Source organism: Pseudomonas sp. LBUM1645, assembly GCF_059716185.1.
This window is the reverse complement of record NZ_CP166811.1, coordinates 6601358-6623824: the sequence shown is the minus strand read 5'-3', so window position 1 is coordinate 6623824 and position 22467 is coordinate 6601358. Positions and strand designations below refer to the sequence as shown.

Annotated in this window: 18 protein-coding genes and 1 pseudogene; 10 read left to right on the top strand and 9 right to left on the bottom strand. The window is 59.7% G+C overall.

What is annotated here, in order from left to right; all coding sequences use genetic code 11:
* Positions 1-30: 30 nt before the first annotated feature.
* The 6 genes from tkt (at position 31) to fba (ending at position 6398) form a co-directional block, all read left to right on the top strand.
* Complete coding sequence (gene tkt, locus ACA079_RS30180; protein WP_497701898.1) at positions 31-2028, top strand: transketolase; 1998 nt, start codon at positions 31-33, stop codon at positions 2026-2028.
* Between the two features lie 177 nt (positions 2029-2205).
* Entirely contained in the window at positions 2206-3258 is a 1053-nt protein-coding gene (gene epd, locus ACA079_RS30175) for an erythrose-4-phosphate dehydrogenase (protein WP_046052460.1), read from the top strand.
* A 12-nt stretch (positions 3259-3270) separates the two neighbouring features.
* Entirely contained in the window at positions 3271-4434 is a 1164-nt protein-coding gene (locus ACA079_RS30170) for a phosphoglycerate kinase (RefSeq protein ID WP_033060390.1), read from the top strand.
* Between the two features lie 34 nt (positions 4435-4468).
* Positions 4469-4690 (top strand): hypothetical protein, encoded by a 222-nt coding sequence (locus ACA079_RS30165; protein WP_046045274.1) that lies wholly within the window; start codon positions 4469-4471, stop codon positions 4688-4690.
* A 56-nt stretch (positions 4691-4746) separates the two neighbouring features.
* Positions 4747-5079, top strand: a complete 333-nt coding sequence (locus ACA079_RS30160) for an MliC family protein (RefSeq protein ID WP_489264512.1) — start codon at positions 4747-4749, stop codon at positions 5077-5079.
* Between the two features lie 254 nt (positions 5080-5333).
* Positions 5334-6398 carry a class II fructose-bisphosphate aldolase gene (gene fba / locus ACA079_RS30155; protein WP_219095091.1) on the top strand — a complete coding sequence of 355 codons (1065 nt, stop codon included), beginning with the start codon at positions 5334-5336 and terminating at the stop codon, positions 6396-6398.
* Between the two features lie 68 nt (positions 6399-6466).
* On the opposite strand, the pseudogene ACA079_RS30150 reads toward fba, so the two are convergent.
* Both ACA079_RS30150 and ACA079_RS30145 read right to left on the bottom strand, forming a co-directional pair.
* Positions 6467-6547 (bottom strand): annotated as a pseudogene (locus ACA079_RS30150) (fructose-bisphosphate aldolase); the annotation flags it as partial.
* A 339-nt stretch (positions 6548-6886) separates the two neighbouring features.
* The gene (locus ACA079_RS30145; protein WP_497701897.1) at positions 6887-7555 is read right to left on the bottom strand and encodes a polysaccharide lyase family 7 protein; all 669 of its coding nucleotides are present in this window, start codon (positions 7553-7555) and stop codon (positions 6887-6889) included.
* Positions 7556-7878: 323 nt separating this feature from the next.
* Here ACA079_RS30145 and ACA079_RS30140 point away from each other — a divergent pair, with 323 nt between their 5' ends.
* Genes ACA079_RS30140 through ACA079_RS30130 form a run of 3 tightly spaced genes read left to right on the top strand, consistent with a single transcriptional unit; the run spans position 7879 to position 10886 of the window.
* Complete coding sequence (locus tag ACA079_RS30140; protein ID WP_497701896.1) at positions 7879-10002, top strand: putative bifunctional diguanylate cyclase/phosphodiesterase; 2124 nt, start codon at positions 7879-7881, stop codon at positions 10000-10002.
* Positions 10003-10047: 45 nt separating this feature from the next.
* Positions 10048-10536 carry a M48 metallopeptidase family protein gene (locus tag ACA079_RS30135; protein ID WP_497704398.1) on the top strand — a complete coding sequence of 163 codons (489 nt, stop codon included), beginning with the start codon at positions 10048-10050 and terminating at the stop codon, positions 10534-10536.
* Between the two features lie 53 nt (positions 10537-10589).
* Complete coding sequence (locus ACA079_RS30130) at positions 10590-10886, top strand: winged helix-turn-helix domain-containing protein (protein WP_008151963.1); 297 nt, start codon at positions 10590-10592, stop codon at positions 10884-10886.
* A 105-nt stretch (positions 10887-10991) separates the two neighbouring features.
* Here ACA079_RS30130 and ACA079_RS30125 read toward each other — a convergent pair whose 3' ends face one another.
* Complete coding sequence (locus ACA079_RS30125) at positions 10992-11444, bottom strand: GNAT family N-acetyltransferase (RefSeq protein ID WP_347802058.1); 453 nt, start codon at positions 11442-11444, stop codon at positions 10992-10994.
* A 257-nt stretch (positions 11445-11701) separates the two neighbouring features.
* Here ACA079_RS30125 and ACA079_RS30120 point away from each other — a divergent pair, with 257 nt between their 5' ends.
* Positions 11702-12439, top strand: coding sequence for a substrate-binding periplasmic protein (locus tag ACA079_RS30120; protein ID WP_497701895.1), 738 nt, complete (start codon positions 11702-11704; stop codon positions 12437-12439).
* A gap of 128 nt (positions 12440-12567) precedes the next feature.
* Here ACA079_RS30120 and yccS read toward each other — a convergent pair whose 3' ends face one another.
* The 6 genes from yccS to ACA079_RS30090 all read right to left on the bottom strand — a co-directional run bounded on the left by yccS (position 12568) and on the right by ACA079_RS30090 (position 22197).
* Positions 12568-14751, bottom strand: a complete 2184-nt coding sequence (gene yccS, locus ACA079_RS30115; RefSeq protein WP_497701894.1) for a YccS family putative transporter — start codon at positions 14749-14751, stop codon at positions 12568-12570.
* Positions 14752-15037: 286 nt separating this feature from the next.
* Positions 15038-16216 (bottom strand): BaiN/RdsA family NAD(P)/FAD-dependent oxidoreductase, encoded by a 1179-nt coding sequence (locus ACA079_RS30110; RefSeq protein WP_497701893.1) that lies wholly within the window; start codon positions 16214-16216, stop codon positions 15038-15040.
* 141 nt (positions 16217-16357) lie between these two features.
* Positions 16358-17695, bottom strand: a complete 1338-nt coding sequence (gene dbpA / locus ACA079_RS30105) for an ATP-dependent RNA helicase DbpA (protein ID WP_415773860.1) — start codon at positions 17693-17695, stop codon at positions 16358-16360.
* A gap of 105 nt (positions 17696-17800) precedes the next feature.
* Positions 17801-19228: a multidrug transporter subunit MdtD gene (gene mdtD / locus ACA079_RS30100; RefSeq protein ID WP_497701892.1), complete on the bottom strand. Its 1428-nt coding sequence runs from the start codon at positions 19226-19228 to the stop codon at positions 17801-17803.
* 189 nt (positions 19229-19417) lie between these two features.
* Positions 19418-20755: a TldD/PmbA family protein gene (locus ACA079_RS30095; RefSeq protein WP_497701891.1), complete on the bottom strand. Its 1338-nt coding sequence runs from the start codon at positions 20753-20755 to the stop codon at positions 19418-19420.
* Positions 20755-22197 carry a TldD/PmbA family protein gene (locus ACA079_RS30090; RefSeq protein ID WP_497701890.1) on the bottom strand — a complete coding sequence of 481 codons (1443 nt, stop codon included), beginning with the start codon at positions 22195-22197 and terminating at the stop codon, positions 20755-20757. Before ACA079_RS30090 ends, ACA079_RS30095 begins: the two co-directional genes overlap by 1 nt.
* Between the last annotated feature and the right edge of the window lie 270 nt (positions 22198-22467).

Genomic DNA, 22467 nt, shown 5'->3' with positions numbered 1-22467 from the left:
TCTCGATTCAATATCCGCAGGAGAACAGCGATGCCCAGCCGTCGTGAGCGTGCCAACGCCATTCGTGCCCTCAGCATGGATGCCGTGCAAAAAGCCAACAGCGGCCATCCCGGTGCCCCTATGGGTATGGCGGATATCGCCGAAGTACTTTGGCGTGACTACCTGAAGCACAACCCGAGCAATCCATCGTTCGCCGACCGTGACCGCTTCGTGCTGTCCAACGGTCACGGCTCGATGTTGATCTACTCGCTGCTGCACCTGACAGGCTATGACCTGTCGATCGATGACCTGAAGAATTTCCGCCAACTGCACAGCCGCACCCCGGGTCACCCGGAATTGGGCTACACCCCAGGCGTTGAAACCACCACCGGTCCACTGGGCCAAGGCCTGGCCAACGCCGTTGGTTTTGCCCTGGCAGAGAAAGTCCTGGCGGCGCAGTTCAACCGTCCGGGCCACAATGTTGTCGACCACCACACCTACGTGTTCCTGGGTGATGGCTGCATGATGGAAGGCATTTCCCACGAAGTCGGCTCCCTGGCCGGTACTTTGGGCCTGGGTAAACTGATCGCCTTCTACGACGACAACGGCATCTCCATCGATGGTGAAGTCGAAGGCTGGTTCACCGACGACACGCCTAAGCGTTTCGAAGCCTATAACTGGCAGGTCATCCGCAACGTCGACGGTCACGATCCTGAAGAGATCAAGATCGCGATCGAAACTGCGCGCAAAAGCGATCAGCCAACCCTGATCTGCTGCAAGACCACCATCGGTTTCGGTTCGCCGAACAAGCAAGGTAAAGAAGACTGCCACGGCGCCCCATTGGGTGACGCGGAAATCGCTCTGACCCGCGCTGCGCTGAAATGGAACCACGGTCCGTTCGAAATCCCGGCCAACATTTATGCCGAGTGGGACGCCAAGGAAGCCGGTCGCGCGGCCGAAGCCGAATGGGATCAGCGTTTCGCTGCCTACTCTGCTGCTTTCCCTGAGTTGGCCAACGAGCTGATTCGTCGTCTGAGCGGTGAACTGCCGGAAGACTTCGCTGAAAACGCCTCGGCTTATATTGCTGAAGTCGCCGCCAAAGGCGAAACCATCGCCAGCCGTAAAGCCAGCCAGAACGCATTGAATGCCTACGGCCCGCTGTTGCCTGAACTGCTGGGCGGCTCCGCTGACCTGGCCGGTTCCAACCTGACCCTGTGGAAAGGTTGCAAAGGTGTTTCGGCTGAAGACGCCAGCGGCAACTACATGTACTACGGCGTTCGCGAGTTCGGCATGAGCGCGATCATGAACGGCGTGGCCTTGCATGGCGGTCTGGTGCCTTACGGCGCGACCTTCCTGATGTTCATGGAATACGCCCGCAACGCCGTGCGCATGGCCTCGCTGATGAAGCAGCGTGTCGTGTTCGTCTACACCCACGACTCCATCGGTCTGGGCGAAGACGGTCCGACTCACCAGCCGATCGAGCAACTGACCAGCTTGCGCAGCACGCCGAACCTCGACACCTGGCGCCCAGCCGATGCCGTTGAATCGGCGGTGTGCTGGAAGCTGGCTCTGGAACGCAAGGACGGCCCTTCGGCGCTGATCTTCTCGCGTCAGAACCTGCAGCACCAAACCCGTAATGCGTTCCAGATCGCCGACATCGCCCGTGGCGGTTACGTGTTGAAGGATTGCGACGGCGAGCCTGAGCTGATCCTGATCTCTACCGGTTCGGAAGTCGGTCTGGCGGTTCAGGCCTACGACAAGTTGACCGAGCAAGGTCGTAAGGTGCGTGTTGTTTCGATGCCTTGCACCAGCGTGTTCGATGCTCAGGACGCCGGTTACAAGCAAGCGGTTCTGCCGTTGCAGGTCAGCGCCCGTATCGCCATCGAAGCCGCCCACGCGGACTACTGGTACAAGTACGTGGGCCTGGAAGGCCGCGTGATCGGCATGACCACCTACGGCGAGTCGGCGCCTGCGCCAGCCTTGTTTGAAGAGTTCGGCTTCACCCTGGAAAACATCCTGGGTCAGGCTGAAGAGCTGCTGGAAGACTAAAGCACTACGCGGCGGTTTTGTGACCGCCGCGGTCCCTGTAGGAGCTGCCGAAGGCTGCGATCTTTTGATCTTGATCTAAAAAAGATCAAAAGATCGCAGCCTCGTTTCACTCGACAGCTCCTACAAGGGATTGTGTTGTTACCGAGAATTCGTCTGCCTGCGTCTATCGAGAACCCCATGCCTCAACCGCGTCCTTACAAAGTTGCACTCAACGGCTACGGCCGGATTGGTCGTTGCGTCTTGCGTGCGTTGTTTGAGCGAGGCGATAAGGCCGGGTTTGAAATTGTTGCGATCAACGATCTGGCGGACATGGCCAGCATCGAATACCTGACACGCTTCGACTCCACTCACGGGCGTTTTCCCGGGGAAGTGAAGGTCGACGGCGATTGTCTGCATATTAATGGCGACTGCGTGAAGGTCCTGCGCAGTGCCACCCCTGAAGGCATCGATTGGGCGTCGCTGGGCGTCGATCTGGTGCTGGAGTGCTCCGGCGCTTACCACACGCGTGAAGACGGCCAGCGTTTCCTCGACGCCGGCGCACCGCGCGTGCTGTTTTCTCAGCCGATGGCCAGCGAGGCGGATGTCGACGCCACCATCGTCTACGGCGTGAACCAGGATTGCCTGACCGGTGATGAGTTGCTGGTGTCCAACGCGTCCTGCACCACCAACTGCGGCGTGCCGCTGTTGCGCCTGCTGGATCAGGCCATTGGTCTGGAATACGTGTCGATCACCACCATTCACTCGGCGATGAACGATCAGCCGGTGATCGACGCTTATCATCACGAAGACTTGCGGCGCACCCGTTCGGCGTTTCAGTCGGTGATTCCGGTGTCCACTGGTCTGGCACGTGGCATCGAACGGCTGTTACCGGAACTTGCCGGGAGAATTCAGGCCAAAGCCGTGCGGGTGCCGACGGTTAACGTGTCTTGCCTCGACATTACGATGCAGACCGTGAGCGACACCGACGCCACCGAGGTCAACCGGATTTTGCGCGAGGCTGCCACTAGCGGCCCGCTCAAGGGCCTTCTGGCCTACACCGAGTTGCCTCACGCCAGTTGTGATTTCAACCATGACCCACATTCGGCCATCGTCGATGCCAGTCAGACCCGAGTTTCCGGCCCACGGCTGGTGAACATCCTGGCCTGGTTCGACAACGAATGGGGTTTTGCCAACCGAATGCTGGATGTTGCAGAACACTATCTGCAAGCAGCTGCCTCTCCAAAACAGTAGGAAATGCGACCCATGACCGTGTTGAAGATGACCGACCTCGATCTGCAAGGTAAGCGCGTACTGATCCGCGAAGACCTCAACGTCCCAGTCAAGGACGGTGTTGTCACCAGCGATGCGCGAATCCTGGCCTCGCTGCCGACCATCAAGCTGGCCCTGGAAAAAGGCGCGGCCGTGATGGTCTGCTCGCACCTTGGCCGTCCGACCGAGGGCGAGTTCTCGGCCGAGAACAGTCTCAAGCCAGTCGCTGACTACCTGAGCAAGGCTCTGGGGCGCGAAGTGCCGCTGGTGGCCGATTACCTGGGCGGCGTTGACGTGAAGGCCGGCGACATCGTGCTGTTCGAAAACGTGCGCTTCAACAAGGGCGAGAAAAAGAACGCTGACGAACTGGCCCAGCAATACGCCGCCCTGTGCGACGTGTTCGTGATGGACGCCTTCGGCACCGCTCACCGCGCCGAGGGTTCGACCCATGGCGTGGCCAAGTTCGCCAAAGTCGCCGCCGCTGGTCCGTTGCTGGCCGCCGAACTGGACGCACTGGGCAAAGCCCTCGGCGCCCCGGCCCAGCCAATGGCGGCGATTGTTGCCGGCTCCAAGGTTTCCACCAAGCTCGACGTGCTGAACAGCCTGAGCCAGATCTGCAACCAGCTGATCGTCGGCGGCGGCATTGCCAACACCTTCCTGGCTGCTGCCGGTCACCCGGTCGGCAAGTCCCTGTACGAGCCGGATCTGCTGGACACCGCTCGCGCCATCGCCGCCAAGGTCAGCGTGCCGCTGCCGGTCGACGTCGTGGTTGCCAAGGAATTCGCTGAAAGCGCGACCGCTACCGTCAAGCTGATCGCTGATGTGGCTGCAGACGACATGATTCTGGACATCGGCCCACAGACCGCGGCGAATTTCGCCGAGCTGCTGAAGTCGTCCAAGACCATCCTGTGGAACGGCCCGGTGGGCGTGTTCGAATTCGACCAGTTCGGTAACGGCACCAAAGTCCTGGCCCAGGCGATCGCAGAAAGCTCGGCGTTCTCCATCGCTGGCGGCGGCGACACCCTGGCCGCTATCGATAAGTATGGCGTTGCCGATCAGATCTCCTACATTTCTACCGGTGGCGGCGCGTTCCTCGAGTTCGTCGAAGGCAAGGTTCTGCCGGCCGTTGAAGTCCTGGAAAGCCGGGCCAAGGCCTGAGGCCGCCCATTTGACCAGGAAAAGGAGTGTTCAGATGGTCAAAACATTAGCGCTGTTGATTATCGCGGGGTCGCTGGCAGCTTGCGGGAGTAACCCGAAAGCCCCGAAGGTACCCGAGACGCCTGAACAGGACAAAGGCTGCTACCAGGCCGACTGGCAGGCAGAAACCAACCCGGTGATCAACAAGCGTTCCGGGCCTGATGGCCTGGACAAATATGAGACACAGACCCCGGCCAAGGAACATGGTTGCCCTTGACGGGTCTGACACTTTACTCAGGGCTGGCGGCGTGCGTCGTCAGTCGAGGAACATGGATGAAAGGTTTTATCGCCGTTACGGCGCTGGCTCTGCTGGCAGGTTGCTCCAATTTGAACCTGTTCAAGCCTGCCGAATCGACGGACAGCTGGACCACCTGGACCTGCGACAGTCAGGCCAAAGTGCTCTGGCGCTACACCGACGAAAGCCGCAAGGAAGTCGACGTTCGCCTGGGCGGTGCCGATCAGGTCTACCGCTTGAAGCATGAGCCGGGCGCCGAAGGTTCGCTGTACAGCAATGACATGCTGGCGTTTCACATAAAAGGTGAGGAAGGCCTGGTGTACTGGGTCGCCACCAATGATTTGATCGGCCGCGGTTGCAAAGCCGAATGACGCGAGACCGACGCAGACACTGTAGGAGCCGAGCTTGCTCGCGATGAGGCCAGCACATTCAACTTATGTGTCGGCAGTTAAACCGCCATCGCGAGCAAGCTCGGCTCCTACAGGGGTTAGCGTCAGTTCTCAGGATTTTTGTAATACCGAATTCGCAGCCCGGGGCAACCCTCGATCTGCAATTACTTGAATAGCCGCCGCCGCTACGGCAGGCTGGCACGATTAACGACCCTCAACCGGGAGATACACACACAATGGCACTTATCAGCATGCGCCAGATGCTGGACCACGCAGCCGAGTTCGGCTACGGCGTTCCAGCCTTCAACGTCAACAACCTTGAGCAGATGCGCGCCATCATGGAAGCCGCTGACAAGACTGACTCCCCGGTGATCGTCCAGGCTTCGGCCGGTGCTCGCAAATACGCCGGCGCACCGTTCCTGCGTCACCTGATCCTGGCGGCAATCGAAGAATTCCCGCACATCCCGGTGTGCATGCACCAGGACCACGGCACCAGCCCTGACGTCTGCCAGCGTTCCATCCAACTGGGCTTCAGCTCGGTGATGATGGACGGTTCCCTGGGCGAAGACGGCAAGACCCCGACCGATTACGACTACAACGTCCGCGTCACCCAACAAACTGTAGCCCTGGCTCACGCCTGCGGCGTATCGGTAGAAGGCGAGCTGGGCTGCCTGGGTTCGCTGGAAACCGGCATGGCCGGTGAAGAAGACGGCATCGGCGCCGAAGGCGTTCTGGATCACAGCCAAATGCTGACCGACCCGGAAGAAGCCGCTGACTTCGTCAAGCGCACTCAGGTCGACGCCCTGGCTATCGCCATCGGCACCAGCCACGGCGCGTACAAGTTCACCAAGCCGCCTACCGGCGACGTGCTGGCCATCGACCGCATCAAAGAAATCCACAAGCGCATCCCGAACACCCACCTGGTGATGCACGGTTCGTCTTCGGTTCCACAAGACTGGCTGGCGATCATCAACCAGTACGGCGGCGACATCAAAGAAACCTACGGCGTGCCGGTTGAAGAAATCGTCGAAGGCATCAAGCACGGCGTGCGCAAGGTCAACATCGACACCGACCTGCGTCTGGCGTCCACCGGTGCGATGCGTCGCCTGATGGCTACCAACCCGAGCGAGTTTGATCCGCGTAAGTTCTTCGGCGCGACCGTGACTGCGATGCGTGATGTGTGTATCGCACGTTATGAAGCGTTTGGTACTGCGGGTAATGCTTCGAAGATCAAGCCGATCTCTCTGGAAGCGATGTACCAGCGTTACCTGAAAGGTGAGTTGAACGCGAAGGTTAACTAAGCCTTCAGCGTTATTACCGGTATTAAAAAACCCGCAGCGATGCGGGTTTTTTATTGCCTGAAAATTGACTACTGACTCTTGGGCGTTTCAAACCCGCGCTGCTCAATCCCCCGAAACACATCGCTTACATCCTGAACCATGATCCGGGCACTGCAGTGTGTCTGAGGAAATTGCGTAGCAGGGTTTGGGGCTGCTTCGCCGCCCAGCGGGAGCAAGCTCCCTCGCCACGGTGGGAGTGGTCCTACGCGGTTTTCGGATGCTGGGGTTTGTAGCAGCTGTCGAGCTTGCGAGGCTGCGTTCGGCTGCGAAGCAGTCGTAAATCAGACAACGCATTTATTCAGGTAGGCCCGGTTCATCGGGCTTGCGAGGACTTCGTCCTCGGACGCAGCCTCGCAAGCTCGGCAGCTGCTACAGAGATCGAGTTGTTCTTTGGGAGTGTCCCGGGATGCATTCCCACGCAGAGCGAGGGAACGATCAGGGTGAGGAGGCTACTTATCGTGATCAATATCCAGCTTGCTGAACGTCACTTTCCCGCCTTCGCTGGTGTACCCGGTGTGGTCCTGCACATAAACACCGGCCTTGAAGTACAGCGGCTTGACGCTCCAGGTCTTGCTGATGTCGGTGTCCCATTGGTAACCGGCAGCGCTAATGCCCAATGCCCCCTTGGGGCTCAGGTGGATGAGGTAGGAAAACTCCCGGTCAAGTTTCACCCCGGTGGCGATCGTGATGACCCGACCGTCCCCGTCATCGGGGTGCATACGCACCTTGGCGACGATGTTGCCCGTTTGAGTGCTGGTCTTGTATTGATACTCGAGCTTCACCAGGGGTTTCTGGCTTTCATAGGCGTGGATCTGGCCAATAACGATCTTCCCCGAGCTCGGTACCTGATTCACTGCCAGGGTAGCGCGCAGGGTATTGTCGGCATCCGGGTAGAGCCAGTTTTTCAGGGTGCCATTGCTGTAGGTTTCGCGAAGTTCAGTGCGGGGGTACTTCGCATTTTCAGTTTTAGAACCGGTGACCGGGGACCAGAAAAACAAGGTGCCGGTGTCGGAGTGGAAGTATTGGTCCTTGAAGCCCTTCACCAGTTTTGGCGTGTCAACGGTGTAAGGCGGATTGCCGACAGGAACGCTGAGGTTCCAGGTTGCGAGATCGATCATAGACAAAAGCTTCCACGGTTTTTTTGCTGCACGGACGTACCAGAAGCTCTGGCACGCGCCTTGGGGGCCATCCTTATAATCGTAGAAGTTCAATTTGTTAATGCGTAAATGACAAACGGGTGACGTCAAAATCCTGTTAAAAGGCCATCTTTCCCGGTTTCAGGGGGCTGTGGCGCCGACCGTTAGTCGGCAAATGGACTCTTTGGTTAAATGATGGCGTACTGATAGCTTCTGCTTTTGCAGAACCCGGTCTAGAGTGAAGGCTTGGTATTTGTCCGGTTTTCACGAGAAACCGGCCTGACGTCCCGCATAAGAGAAGCAGCATGGAATGCGCGCAACCCACGCCAGCTGAAGGCAACTCAATTCTTTTAATCGTCGATGATTATCCTGAAAACCTGATCAGCATGCGCGCGTTGTTGCAGCGCCAGGACTGGCAGGTCATGACCGCCGCCTCGGGCTTCGAGGCGCTCAGTCTGTTACTCGAACACGATGTCGACCTGGTGCTGCTGGATGTGCAGATGCCGGGCATGGACGGTTTTGAAGTGGCACGCCTGATGCGCGGGAGCCAGCGAACCCGCCACACGCCGATCATTTTCCTTACCGCCAACGAACAGTCCCAGGACGCCGTGATCAAGGGCTATGCCAGTGGTGCGGTGGATTACCTGTTCAAACCGTTCGACCCACAAATTCTCAAGCCCAAAGTCCAGGCGCTGCTCGAGCATCAGCGCAATCGCCGTGCGTTACAGCGCCTGAGCCACGATCTGGAGGTTGCGCGCGCGTTTAATGCCTCGGTGCTCGACAATGCCGCCGAAGGCATCCTGGTGGTCGGTGAGGACGGTCTGATCCGCTTTGCCAATCCGGCGATGTCGCGGCTGCTCAATGCCACGGTGCAAGACCTGCAAGGCAAAGAGTTTTTGGATTTCATGCAAAAGCCGCACATCCCGATCTGGGCCGACTCCGAGTTGTTCGCCGGTTACAAGCGCGGCGAAACCCTGCGCCTGCATGATGCATTGCTGCGTACGGCCCCCGGTCAACAGGTGCCCGTGGCTCTGTCCTGCGCACCGTTGCCCAGTGAACAACATGCGATGGTGGTGACGGTGCTGGACATGTCGGTGGTGCGCCATCTGCATCAACAACTGGAGTTCCAGGCCGTCACTGACCCATTGACCGGGCTGCTCAATCGTCGCGGTTTTTACCAGACGGCGGAAAATCTGCTGCTGCGTGGCGACCGCTCCGACAGTGCTTGGGTGCTGCTGTATCTGGACCTCGACGGCTTTAAACGGGTCAACGATTCCCTCGGTCACGATGCCGGCGACCGGGTGCTGCGGTGGGTGTCCGAGCAGTTGAAGGCCTGTCTGCGGCCCTTCGACATTCTGGCGCGTATGGGCGGTGATGAGTTCACCGCTTTGCTGGATCTGGAATTCCCCGAGCAAGCGGCAAAGATTGCCGAGAAGCTGATTGAGCGGGTGTCGATCTGTCAGCAGATCGATGGTCTGGATATCGCGTTGGGCGCCAGCATCGGCATTGCGACGTACCCGGATTGCGGTTCCAATCTTGATGGTTTGTTGCGCGCATCTGACATCGCCATGTACGAAGCCAAGCGCGCCGGCCGTCAGCAATATCGTTATTACGATCACGAAATGAACGGCCGGGCGCGCTCGCGGCTGATGCTCGAAGAAAGTGTGCGCGCGGCGATCGAGAACCGTGATTTCAATTTGGTGTATCAACCTCAGGTGGCCGTTGCCAGTGGGCAGATTCGCGGGTTCGAAGCGCTGATCCGCTGGCAGCACCCGAGCGTCGGCGATGTACCACCGGGGCTGTTTTTGCCATTGCTGGAAGAGGCGCGGTTGATCAGTCGCCTGGGCAGCTGGATCTATCAACAAGGGGCGACCCAGCGAAAAGCCTGGGAAACCTTGTTTGCCGACGACCTGGTGCTGGGCGTCAGTTTGAGCAGTACGCAGTTCGGCATGCCCAATCTGGTCACTGAGTTGCGTCAGGTACTGGAGCGCCATGGTTTGCAGGCGCGCCATCTGGAAGTCGAGGTCACTGAAGAGGCCTTGATGCAAAACCCCGAGGAAACCCGCAAACAGCTGCGCCTGCTGCGTAACCTGGGTGTGCGCGTGGCCCTGGATGACTTTGGTTCCGGGCTGTGTTCGCTGTCTCATCTGCGTGATCTGGAGTTGGACACGCTCAAGTTCGACCGGCATTTGATTGCCCGGCTTCTGGAGTCCTCACGCGATGCGGCGCTGGTGCGCAATGTGATCGAACTGTGCAAGGAGTACGGGATGCTGGTGATTGCCGAAGGGGTGGAAACCATTGCGCAATATCGGTGGCTGCAAGCCAATGGTTGCGAGTACGTGCAAGGGTTTCTGGTTGCACGGCCGATGATGGCCGAGGACGTCGGCGACTTTGTACATCCGTTCGACTGGAACACGCTGACCGGCTGAATTCGCTACACTGGCGACCTTTTGGTGAATCGTGTTGCCGCCCCAATGACCGCGTTGAAATACCTCCAGGCCTATCCTGCAGCACTGCAGGATCAAGTGCGCCAGCTGATCGCCGATGGTCGGCTGGGCGACTACCTGAGCCAGCGTTACCCGGAAAAACACCGGGTACAGAGCGACAAGGCGTTGTACACCTATACGCTGGACCTCAAGCAGGAATACCTGCGTAACGCCCCGGCCATCGATAAGGTGTTGTTCGACAACCGCCTGGACCTGACCCACCGCGCCCTCGGATTGCACACTGCGATATCCCGTGTGCAGGGTGGCAAGCTCAAGGCCAAGAAAGAAATTCGTGTTGCTTCATTGTTCAAGGAAGCACCTGCCGAGTTTCTGAAAATGATCGTGGTGCATGAACTGGCGCACTTCAAAGAGTCGGATCACAACAAGGCGTTCTACAAGCTTTGCGAACACATGTTGCCGGGGTATCACCAGGTGGAGTTCGATGTGCGGGTGTACCTGACATGGCGGGATATGTAGGAGCTGCCGAAGGCTGCGATCTTTTGATCTTCTAATTAATACGGAGCGCATGGATGGACGTAAGCAAGACCAAGAGCAGCTTCTATCGTCGGTTGTACGTGGCGTACCTGATTGATAGCGGGTTGGCCAGTAGCGTCCCGGCGCTGACCGAAGTGACCGGCATGCCCCGGCGCACGGCGCAGGACACCATCGCGGCATTGGCAGATCTGGACATTGTTTGCGAGTTCCAGCAGGAAGAAGGTGCGCGCAATCATGCCGGGCGCTATCGGATTCGCGAGTGGGGGGCGATAGATCGGGGGTGGATCGAGCGCAACCTTCGGCAGATCAAAGCGGTGCTTGAGTATCCCTAGTTCCTGCGCTGACTGAGCTGACGTCATCGCGAGCAAGCTCGCTCCCACATTGGATTTGTGTACGCCACAGATCATGTGGGAGCGAGCTTGCTCGCGATAGGGCCCTCAGGAACGGCGCATCCCGATATGCGGAATGTCATCCTCGAGAAACTCCTCGCCCGCCACCACAAACCCGTACCGCCCGTAATACCCCTGCAAATGCGCTTGGGCCGAGAGATAGATCGGTACTTCAGGCCAGCGCTTTTCAGCCTGCTTCAACGCCTGCGCCATCAACTCATGCCCAAGCCCTGTACCGCGCGCTTGAGGGGCAATGATCACTCGCCCGATGACCACGTCGCCACCCTGTAACTCCGGGTCGAGCAACCGCAGGTACGCCACCAGCCGATCCCCGTCCCAAGCCATTAAATGGCAGGTGTCACCTTCCAGATCCTGACCATCGACGTCCTGATAGACGCATTTCTGCTCAACGACAAACACCTCTGCACGTAGCTGCAGAATGGCATACAGCTGCTCTTTGCCCAGATCGCTGTGGTGTTTGCAGACCCAATCGATTGTCATCATCACACTCCTTGAACATCGTCGCTCCGATACTAAGCGCCCAGGCGAAAGATGTCTTTATGACAGAGAAATCTGTGACAAAGGCCAAAATGCCATCATTCATTTCGCGCGGCCTTGTCTTGTTTGTGTAATCTGAGATGAAGCGCTGTGCAGTGGCTTCGATGAGCTAATGTTAGTTCCTGGGTTTGGCAGTACGGGGGCCTTGGAGTTTTGGCTGAAAACACGTCGGGCGTCCCGCCCGCTAAGGATTTTCTAGCATGCCGCGATTGCATCGAGCCTTTGCTTTGATTGGATTGCTGTTGCTGACTCATAGCGCGGCAGCGGAAAAGCTGCGATTGGTAGCCGATGCCTGGCCACCCTTTACCGACGCAACGCTGGTCAACGGCGGGTTGGCCACGGACATCGTCAGCACAGCGCTGGCCCGGGCCGGTTATGCCAGTGACTTTGAACAAGTGCCTTGGGCGCGGGCCTTGCTGGGGGTTGGCGAGGGTCGATACGACGTGTTGGTCAACGCCTGGTACACCGACGATCGTACGAAATTTGGCCAGTTTTCCGGCGAATACCTGCTCAACCGGGTGCGCTTTCTCAAGCGCAAAGACACACCGATCGAATACAACAACCTGCAACAACTGCATACCTACCCGATAGCGGTGGTGCGCGGTTACGCCTATTCGCCAGAGTTCGATGACGACGTATCGCTGCAGAAAGTCCCGGTGCACAGCTTTTCCATGGCGGTGCGCATGGTCGCCGCCGATCGGGTCAAATTGACGCTGGAAGACGAATACGTCGCGCGTTACTACTTGGCCCGAGAATCAACCAAGGTGCGCAATGCCGTGGAGTTTTTGCCCAAGCCATTGAGCGAGAACAGCCTGCACATCCTGGTCAGCCTGAAGAACCCCAGGCATGAACAGATCGTCGCCGGTTTCGACCGCGAGATCGCGGCGATGAAAGTGGATGGCAGTTATCAGCGGTTGATAAAACAGCACGGACTGTAAGGTGAGGTTGATGGCCTCATCGCGAGCAAGCTCGCTCCCACATTAGATCTCTGTCGTACACAAAATCTGTATCCACTGCAGATCCACTGAGCTTGCTCGCGATGAGTCCGGCCCAGCCACCGCAGATCTCAATCCTCACTCGTTTCCTTGATGAGGTGCGCTGCCAGCGTCCGCAATGGCCCAAGCTGACGGCAGATCAACGCCAACTGTGTCTGCACCAGCCGTTGGCCTTCGTCGATTTCGTCCGGCATCTGTTCAAGCGTATTGGCCAGTGCCTCTTCCTCATCGCTCTGAATCGCAATCGGCAGTTTGCTCGCCAACCCTTGGGCAATCTCATCGATGCTGGCGGCCAGTTTCACGCCGGCACCGTCGATCAAATGCTCGCGCACGTCGGACGGTAGCTGGGTTTCCCGGTGTGCGCCCAGTCCGGACAAATAACTGAGCAAGGTGTGCGACAGCACCAGGAAGCGGAACCCGACATCCGCCTCCTTACGGAAATGCCCCGGTTCCATCAGCATGTTGGCGAGCGTCGTCGACAGTGCCGCGTCGGCGTTGTGCGCATTGCGTCGGGCCAGGCGATACGCCAGGTCGTCGCTTTTGCCGGCGGCGTATTGCTGCATGATCTGGCGCAGGTAAATGCTGTTGCAGGTCAGGGTGTTGGCCAGCACTTTGTTCAGGCGTCGGCCCTGCCAGTCCGGCAGGAACAGGAACACCGCCAGCCCGGCGATCAGGCTGCCCAGCAAGGTATCGAACAACCGCGGCAGGAACAGCCCGTAACCATCCCCGACCTGGTTGAAGCAGAAGAGCACCATCAAGGTGATCGCGGCCGTCGCCAAGGTGTAGCGGGTGGTGCGGTGGATAAAGAACACCACCCCGGCGGCGATAGCGAAGCACGACTGGACCAAAGGATTCGGAAACAGATCGAACAGCGCCCAGGCCACGGTCAGGCCGATGGCGGTGCCGATGATCCGCTGGCCGAGTTTGCGGCGGGTGGCGCCGTAGTTCGGTTGGCAGACAAACAGCGTGGTGAGGATGATCCAGTAACCCTGGGACGGGTGGATCAAATGCACCATCCCGTAGCCGATACTCAAGGCCAAGGGCAAACGCAGTGCATGACGGAACAGCAACGACGTCGGTGTCAGCTGCGTGCGTAACCGAATCCACACATCCTTGAGGCTACGTGGCGAACGGTCGAGCAGGCTGCTGTCGGTGGCGTCGGCCAGGGCGTCGGGGTTGCTGGCATCGCTGAGCAAACGATCGAGCGTGCCGAGGTTGGCCGCCAGTGCTCGCAACGACCGCAACAGTCCGCGCCACGCCGGGTTACTCTGAATGCGCAAGTGTTCGAGGGAGGCGTGCAGGTCGCTCAGGGCTTCGGCGAAGCTCGCGTCATAGATGAACGGCTGGCGCATCTGGATCGACTCGGCCAGCGCCCGGCAGGCCTTGCCTTGCTGGCGCAGCAAGCGCTGGCAGCGGAACATCACGTCGCTGTGAAAGAAGGCATCGGCGAGGGCGTTGTAAGGGTAGTGTGAGGAACTGGCGCGCTCGTGGATGTCCTGAGCGAGGAAGTACAGCTTCAGGTAACGGCTGAGTTTCGAGCCCGGGCGACCGTTGCCGACCCGGTGCAAGATGATTTCCTTGGCGGCGTTCAGTGCGGCCACGACACGGCCGTTTTGCTGCGCCAGTTCCAGTCGACGCGCTTCCACGTCCATCTGCCGGATCGGCTCGAACAGCGACGATTTCAGCTTCAGGTAGTAACCCAACTCGCGGAACAATCGCGCCAGGCTTTGCTGCACCGGCTGATTGGAAAACATCGCCTGCCACAGCACCGAAAGCAAACCGTACCAGGCCGCACCGGCCACCAGCAGCACCGGCTCGTGCCAGAAATCGGTGACTGCACCGCCGCGCTGGTCCACACCGATCATGGTGTAGACCGATAGGATCAACGTCGCCGAGGCAATCGCGCCGTAGCGTTCACCCAAGGCGCCGAGCATGGTCAGGCCGAAACTGGCCAGTGCCAGGGCGATGACAAAAACGATGGGGTAGGGGAAGAGTAGTTCGACGGAGAGGGCGGCGACGCTGAAGCACACCAGCGTCACGGCCAGTGCGTTAAGGCGGCCTTGCCAACTGTCGTCGGTCTCGGCCAGGGCGCTGGCGATGATCCCGAGGAACAGCGGGATCAGCAGCCCCATTTCATCCTTGTACCAACACAGCGCCATGCTGCCGGTCAGGGCGATGAATACCCGAACGCTGTAACTGAATTTATCCAGCGCCCAGAGGCGACGCAGAGACTGACTAAAGGGGGTCGATGACATGAAGTGCGAGGGCCTTCCGAGGCAATGACGCTAAATTGAGCCAGTAATGACGCCGGCGCAATGGCGCCGATCACATCTGACAGCAAAATCTGTTCCTTCCTGGTGGAGGTATCAGGTCTGCATTGAACCTGTGGCGAGGGGATTCATCCCCGTTCGGCTGCGAAGCAGTCGTAAATCTGCGAGCGAGGTCTGCCTGACGTAACGCGTTTGCCAATTTGGGGCCGCTTCGCAGCCCGACGGGGATAAATCCCCTCGCCACAAAAGCCCCATCCCATATTGATGCTGGTCAGACGTACTGCGCGGCGGCGTAACCCGAGGCCCAGGCCCACTGGAAGTTGAAACCACCCAGATGTCCGGTCACGTCGAGCACTTCACCGATGAAGTACAGCCCCGGGCTTTTCAGTGATTCCATGGTCTTGGACGACACCTCGTTGGTATCGACGCCACCCAATGTCACTTCAGCGGTGCGATAACCTTCGGTTCCGGCCGGAACCACTTTCCAGCTCGCCAGTTTTTCGGCTATGTCGGCGATTTCGGCGTGGGTGTACTGCTTCATCGGTTTGGAGACGAACCAGTTATCCGCCAGCAGGTTGGCCATCTTCTTGGTGAAGATTTCCCCCAGCAGGGTTTTCAGCTCGCTGTTCGGACGTTCGGCTTGCTGCTGTTGCAGCCAGCTCGGCACGTCGTGGTCCGGCATCAGATTGATCTCAACCGTATCGCCGGATTCCCAGAATGAAGAGATCTGCAAAATCGCCGGACCACTGAGGCCGCGGTGGGTAAACAGGATGTTCTCGCGGAAACTCTGCTCATTGCAGCTCACTAGGCAATCCACCGACGTACCGGACAGTTCGGTGCAAAGCTCTTTGAGCTGATCGGTGATGGTGAACGGCACCAAACCTGCGCGGGTCGGCAGCAAGTCGTGGCCGAACTGCTTGGCCACTTGATAACCGAAACCGGTCGCACCCAGCGTCGGGATCGACAAACCGCCAGTGGCGATGACCAGCGATTCGCAGGTCAGTTGCCCGAGCGTGGTGTCCAGCAGGTAACCGCTTTCGAGTTTTTCGATGGTCTGGATCGAGGTGTCCAGGTGCAGGCTGACGCCGACCTGATCGCACTCGTTGAGCAGCATCTCAAGGATGTCGCTGGATTTGTTATCGCAGAACAGCTGGCCGAGTTTCTTCTCGTGGTATGGCACGCCGTGTTTGGCGACCATGCCGATGAAATCCCACTGGGTGTAGCGGGCCAGGGCGGATTTGCAGAAATGCTCGTTCTGCGAGAGGAAATTGCTCGGTTCGGTATGCATGTTGGTGAAATTGCAGCGGCCACCGCCCGACATCAGGATTTTCTTGCCGGCCTTGTTGGCATGGTCGAGCAACATCACCTTGCGCCCGCGCCCGGCGGCGGTCAGCGCACACATCAAACCTGCGGCGCCAGCGCCAATGATCACGACTTCGGTAGAGCGCAAAACGGTGTCCTCTTGATGTGTCACCACAAAACAAATGTGGGAGCGAGCTTGCTCGCGATGGCGGACTTACAGACAACATTGATGTTGAATGTGCTGGCCTCATCGCGAGCAAGCTCGCTCCCACAGGGAAGTGCGCTGTTCTTACAAGATACGAACGCGCAGCGAACGGCCTTTGATCTTGCCGTCATTCAGGCGCTGCAAGGCTTGCTTGGCGATTCCGCGTTCAACAGCCACATAGGCCTGGAAGTCGAAAATCGCGATCTTGCCGACCTGAGCGCCCGGAATGCCCGCATCGCCAGTCAATGCGCCAAGAATGTCGCCCGGACGAACCTTGTCTTTACGGCCAGCGCCGATGACCAGCGTGCTCATCACCGGCAGCAGCGGTGCGCCGCCCTGGGATTTGAGGTTATCCAGCTGATCCCAGCTCAACGGCGACTTCTGCAGTAGCTCGATGGCTTGGGCGCGGTGGGCTTCGGACGGTGCGACCAGGCTGATCGCAATCCCTTTCTCACCGGCGCGGCCTGTACGGCCAACACGGTGGATGTGGATTTCCGAATCACGGGCCAGTTCGACGTTGATCACCATGTCCAGCGCATCGATGTCCAGACCGCGCGCGGCGACGTCGGTGGCAACCAGTACCGAAGTACTGCGGTTGGCGAACATGGCCAGTACCTGGTCGCGGTCACGCTGTTCCAGATCGCCGTGCAGGCCGACGGCGGAGATGCCTTTGGAGCTCAGGTGATCGACGGTTTCCTGAACCTGCTGCTTGGTGAAGCAGAAGGCCACACAGGATGCCGGACGATGATGCGCGAGGACTTTGACCACGGCGTCCATGCGCTCTTCCGGGGAAATCTCGTAGAAACGCTGCTCGATCTGCGTGTCGTCGTGGAACGCCTCGGCCTTCACGATCTGAGGGGTGCGCATGAATTTCGCCGCCAACTGCTTGATACCCGTCGGGTACGTGGCGGAGAACAGCAGGGTCTGGCGACGCTCTGGGGTCTGGGCAATGATTTCTTCGATGGAGTCGTAGAAGCCCATGTCGAGCATGCGGTCGGCTTCGTCGAGGATCAGCGTGTTCAGGCCATGAAGCACCAGCGAACCTTTGCGCAAATGCTGCTGAAGGCGGCCCGGGGTGCCGACGATGATGTGCGCGCCATGCTCCAGAGAGCCGATCTGCGGGCCGAAGGACACGCCGCCACACAGGGTCAGGACCTTGATGTTGTCTTCGGAACGGGCCAGGCGACGGATTTCCTTGGCGACCTGGTCAGCCAGTTCGCGAGTCGGGCAGATGACCAGCGCCTGGCAACCGAAGAAGCGCGGATTGATCGGGTTCAGCAGGCCGATACCGAAGGCGGCGGTCTTGCCGCTGCCGGTCTTGGCCTGTGCGATCAGGTCCATCCCCTTGAGGATCACCGGCAAGCTTTGCGCCTGGATCGGCGTCATCTGGGCATAACCGAGGGAGTCGAGGTTAGCCAGCATGGCGGCGGACAGCGGCAAAGTATTAAAAGCGGTGGCGATGGTGGTCACGGGACTGGCCTGCAAAACAAAATGTCGCGCAGTGTACCAGTCCGGTGGCCATTCGCCCTAAGGCTCTATGTGCTCTTCCGGACGCTTGACGCGCCGTCCGTCTTCCTTTGAGAGCTGGGAGAAGATCGTCGCGGCCAGCATCGCCATGATTCCGACTGTCACAAAGGTCAGCTGGAACGCGCCCAGAACCGTGTCCACGCCGTCGTTGCCGATCTCCGCCGTGAAGCCGCCGAGCAAGGCGCCGGCGCAGGCAACACCCAGGCTCAGGGACAATTGCGCGACCACCGACAGCAAGCTATTGCCGCTACTGGCGCTGGCGTCGTCGAGGTCGATCAGGGTTACTGTGTTCATTGCGGTGAACTGCAAGGAGTTGATCGCCCCCAGAATCGATAGCATCACCAACAGCAGCCAGTACGGCGTCTGCTCACTGACCAGCCCCATGCTCGCCAGCATCAACCCCAGCGCCAACGTGTTGCCGGTCAGCACTATGCGATAGCCCAAGCGTTCGATCAGCGGTCGCGCCACCGACTTGGCGACCATCGCTGCCGCCGCCAGCGGCAGCATGCTCATCCCGGCCTGGGACGGCGAGTAACCCAGCGCCACCTGCAGCAGCAACGGCACGAGGAATGGCAGGGCGCCGCTGCCCAGTCGGGCGAAGAGGTTGCCGAGGATGCCCACGGCAAACGTCCGGGTCTTGAACAACGACGGTGCGAAGAGCGGATTTTCGATGTGCCCGGCCCGCAACCAATACGCCGCCAGACAGGCCATGCCGGCGAACAGCAGCAACATCACGCGCAAGTGCGGCAGGTGCAGTTCGCCGAGGCCTTCCATGGCGATGGTGATCAGCACCATCGCCGCACCAAACAGCAAAAAGCCCAGGCTATCGAAGCGGGTGCGTTCGGTGCCGCGCAGGTCGGGGATGAATTTCCACACGGCGTAGCAACCGACTGCGCCCACCGGCAGGTTGATCAGGAAGATCCAGTGCCAGGTCAGGTATTCCACCATCCAGCCGCCCATGGTCGGGCCGATCAACGGGCCGAGCAATCCGGGGATGGTGATAAACCCCATGATCCGCACCAGCTCCGAGCGCGGGTAGGCTCTGAGTACCACGAGTCGCCCGACAGGCAACATCAGCGCACCGCCCAGGCCTTGAATCACCCGCGCGCCAATCAGCATGCTCAGGGTGCTCGACAGTGCACAGAGCAACGAGCCGAGGCTGAACAGCAGGATCGCGCCGAAGAAGATTTTCTTGGTACCGAAACGGTCGGCAATCCAGCCCGAGGCGGGGATCAGCAAGGCGACGGTGAGCATGTAGGCGATGATCACGCCTTGCATGCGCAAGGGGTCTTCGGCCAAGTCGCGGGCCATGGCGGGCAGGGCGGTGTTGAGGATGGTCCCGTCGAGGGATTGCATGAAGAAAGCGATGGCGACGACCCACGGCACCCAACGGGCGGTGACAGCGTCGAGAGGCGGGCGGTTGGGCATGGGACCTCTTGTGGGTGTGAGATGAAGCAGTCCGCAAATCGATGAAACCCTGTAGCAGCTGGCGAAGCCTGCGTTCGAGGACGAAGTCCTCGCAAACCGGCAACCGCGTTCCGTCTGTAACACCGAGTTTGCTGAACTGGCGAGGACTGCGTCCTCGAACGCAGGCTTCGCCAGCTGCTACAAAGATGTTTACAGCGTTAACGTGAGTTTGCTGATCAGCGCACCCGGCAACAATGCCGAGGCCGTGGCCCGCTGGCTGTAGGTGCTGGCCGACAACATCAGCTCGCGCTCCTCGGTCAACGCTTCCAGCTGCAACCCCAACAAACTGTAGGCACTGTCATCAAACCGCATCGTACTCACCGGCGCCTGAATCTCGCCGTTCTCGACCCAGAAGGTCGCAAACCGCGTCATGCCGGTCAGGCGTGCCGCCGGCTGATCCGAGTAGTTCAGGTACCACAGGTTGCTGATGTACAAGCCAGTGCCCAACTGCTTGAGAATCTCTGCGTCAGGCAACGTGCCGGCGGCCATGTTCACTGCGCTTGGCATTTCACCACCGCTGGCGCCGTTGGCGGTCAGGCCGTACTCGGCCGCACTGCGTGAACTGACCATCTGCGCGCCGGCCTTGCCTTCGACGATCAAGCCAATATCGCTGCGCGGATAACCTTCGCCGGAGAATGCCGGGCTCAACGAGCCGCTGACCTTTTCATCGACCGACACCAACGGGCTGAGCGCACTGTCGCCCGCGTAAAGTTTCTGCAGCGGACTGTTTTTGCTGGCAATCGACTGCGCCGAGAAACCGCCCCAGCCCAGCATGTCCATGATTTCTCCCAGGGCTGCCGGCGCCAGATAGGCGCGGTACTGACCCGGCGCCAGGGTGTGTTGCGGTCTGCCGAGAAACGCCAACTGCTCGCGTGCCTGCGCAAAGCGCTTGGCAAACCCTTCGCTGTTCCAGTCGTGCCCGGCGTAGCTGGCTTTCACCGCCTGGCCGTTGTCATGGAACAGGCTGAAATCGAAGTTGAAGCTGTTGGCCTGATGCCAGCCGAACGCACCCGAAGAACTGGCGAAACCGCGACTGATCGGGCCGGCGGCGTAGAAACCGACCAGATCCAGCCCTTCGGCCGCCTGGGTGATTTCAGCGACCACTTGCTCGGTGTCCGGTAGCGGATGCGCCTGAACGTTCTTGCTCTGCCAGCCGTTGTAGTTGAGCAGCAGGTACGGATCCTGCGGCAGCAGCGGCAAGGTTTCGCGCAACTGTTGCAGACCTTCGGCCAGACGCTGAACGTCGACTTCCGCATCACCGGAAAGCGTGATGTTCAGGTCGGCGTGCCGACCGTCGTTGATCAGCTTGAAACCGACGCTCGCCTGCTGCACCTGCCCCGCCTGACGCACCTTGGCGTGGTTGAAGCGCACGAAGGCCGAGGATTCGGCGGCGTAACTCAGAGTGAATTGCTCCGGCTCGCGAATCGCATCGCGCAGCCAGTTGACCAAGGCCTTGAACGCATCGGCCTGACTTTTTGAAGTACTCATCAGGCATCCCCCCCAAACACATCCACATTGCTGAACACACAGGCCGGCGAGGCATGGCCGACGCGGATCACCTGGTTCGGTTCGCCCTTGCCGCAGTTCGGTGTGCCCAGGACCTTGACGGTGTTCGCATCGCCGACGGCGCTGAGGCTTTTCCAGAACTGCGCGGAAATCGCCCGGTAGTTGGGGTTCTTCACTACGCCTTTGAGTTCGCCGTTTTCGATCAACTGAGCCCATTCGCAGCCGAACTGGAATTTGTTGCGCGCATCGTCGATGGACCACGAGCGGTTGGTCGACATCATGATGCCGTGCTCGATGTTGCCGATCAGTTGCTCCAGCGGTTGATCGCCGGGCTCGATGTTCAGGTTGGCCATGCGGTCGATCGGCGGACGGTTCCAGCCGCAGGCGCGGCTGTTGGCTACGCCGTCCATGCCGGAACGGAATTGCGACAGTGCACCGCCCAGTGGACGCAGCAGCAAACCTTCTTTGATCAGAAACTGTTTGCTCGCGGCGGTGCCGTCGTCGTCATGCCCGTAGCTGGCGAGTTGTTCGGGAATGTCCGGGTCGAAGGTCACGTTGAGCAGTTTGGAGCCGTATTGCAGGCTGCCGAAGTCTTCTGCCTTGACGAAGCTGGTGCCGGCGTAATTGCGCTCGTCGCCGAGGATGCGATCCAGCTCCAACGGGTGACCGATGGATTCGTGGATCTGCAGCATCATTTGGTCCGGCATCAACAGCAGGTCGCGCGGGCCTTGCGGGGTGTTCGGCGCCAGCAGCAATTGCAGCGCCTGATCGGCGACTTTCGGGCCGGCACCGACCAGGCCGCAGCGGCTGATCACATCAAAGCCGCCTTGTTGGCCGAAATTTTCGCGACCCAGGGTGCGAGTCTGGCTGTCATTGCCGTCGTAGGCGGTGACGTCCACGCTCGGGTAGACGAAACGCTGGGCCTGGCGCAGTTCGGCGCCGGCGCTGTTGAGGTAGATCTGCTCGACATTGGTGATGCCGATGCTCACCTGCCAGTTCACCAGTCGCTCGTCCTTGGGCACGGACGCGGATTCGGCGCCGAGCAATTGGTAGCAGTCGCTCAGGGACGGGAAGGGCTGGTCGAGGTTCGGCGAAAAGTAGTCGGCGCGGTCGCTGGAGACGGCTTGCTCGCGTAGGTCGAGCAGGGCGTGGGGCTTGAGCCGGCGGGCTTGCTGCTCGGCTCGCTCCAGCGCAGCTTGCAGGCCGGATTGCGACAGGTCGTTAGTCGCGGCGTAGGCTTCGACACCGTTGACCCGAACGGTCAGCATCGCGCCTTCGTCACGGCTCAGGCTGGGAGGTTCAGCGACATTCTTGCGCACCGACAGGTACTGGCCGGACTCGCGCACATAACGCAGCGAAAAGAATTCAGCGCCCGTGCGCAAGGCAGCGAAGCGCTGCTTGAGCTGGGGGTGGAAATCGAACATTCGGGAACCTCCTTGGTATGGAGTGGCGGTGTATCGATGTTGCGAGGGGGTGAAACGTTTGCGTGGCGCTAGATTAGGCCTGCGTGGGGGGTAGGATCAAGCTTGGATCGGTGTAGGAAAGGATTACCCGAGGTGGGTCAGGGGGAGAGGTGTTGTTTGGTCGGGCCTCATCGCGAGCAAGCTCGGCTCCTACGGGATTGGGGATGATCACAAAAATGTGATTCAACCTCGAACCGTAGGAGCCGAGCTTGCTCGCGATGGGCGCGCCTC

Bases quoted from the DNA above. Each gene is read 5' to 3' on its own strand.
- tkt (WP_497701898.1), top strand. From the start codon at position 31: ATGCCCAGCCGTCGTGAGCGTGCCAACGCCATTCGTGCCCTCAGCATG.
- epd (WP_046052460.1), top strand. From the start codon at position 2,206: ATGCCTCAACCGCGTCCTTACAAAGTTGCACTCAACGGCTACGGCCGG.
- ACA079_RS30170 (WP_033060390.1), top strand. From the start codon at position 3,271: ATGACCGTGTTGAAGATGACCGACCTCGATCTGCAAGGTAAGCGCGTA.
- ACA079_RS30165 (WP_046045274.1), top strand. From the start codon at position 4,469: ATGGTCAAAACATTAGCGCTGTTGATTATCGCGGGGTCGCTGGCAGCT.
- ACA079_RS30160 (WP_489264512.1), top strand. From the start codon at position 4,747: ATGAAAGGTTTTATCGCCGTTACGGCGCTGGCTCTGCTGGCAGGTTGC.
- fba (WP_219095091.1), top strand. From the start codon at position 5,334: ATGGCACTTATCAGCATGCGCCAGATGCTGGACCACGCAGCCGAGTTC.
- ACA079_RS30145 (WP_497701897.1), bottom strand. From the start codon at position 7,555: ATGATCGATCTCGCAACCTGGAACCTCAGCGTTCCTGTCGGCAATCCG.
- ACA079_RS30140 (WP_497701896.1), top strand. From the start codon at position 7,879: ATGGAATGCGCGCAACCCACGCCAGCTGAAGGCAACTCAATTCTTTTA.
- ACA079_RS30135 (WP_497704398.1), top strand. From the start codon at position 10,048: ATGACCGCGTTGAAATACCTCCAGGCCTATCCTGCAGCACTGCAGGAT.
- ACA079_RS30130 (WP_008151963.1), top strand. From the start codon at position 10,590: ATGGACGTAAGCAAGACCAAGAGCAGCTTCTATCGTCGGTTGTACGTG.
- ACA079_RS30125 (WP_347802058.1), bottom strand. From the start codon at position 11,444: ATGACAATCGATTGGGTCTGCAAACACCACAGCGATCTGGGCAAAGAG.
- ACA079_RS30120 (WP_497701895.1), top strand. From the start codon at position 11,702: ATGCCGCGATTGCATCGAGCCTTTGCTTTGATTGGATTGCTGTTGCTG.
- yccS (WP_497701894.1), bottom strand. From the start codon at position 14,751: ATGTCATCGACCCCCTTTAGTCAGTCTCTGCGTCGCCTCTGGGCGCTG.
- dbpA (WP_415773860.1), bottom strand. From the start codon at position 17,695: ATGCTGGCTAACCTCGACTCCCTCGGTTATGCCCAGATGACGCCGATC.
- mdtD (WP_497701892.1), bottom strand. From the start codon at position 19,228: ATGCCCAACCGCCCGCCTCTCGACGCTGTCACCGCCCGTTGGGTGCCG.
- ACA079_RS30095 (WP_497701891.1), bottom strand. From the start codon at position 20,755: ATGAGTACTTCAAAAAGTCAGGCCGATGCGTTCAAGGCCTTGGTCAAC.
- ACA079_RS30090 (WP_497701890.1), bottom strand. From the start codon at position 22,197: ATGTTCGATTTCCACCCCCAGCTCAAGCAGCGCTTCGCTGCCTTGCGC.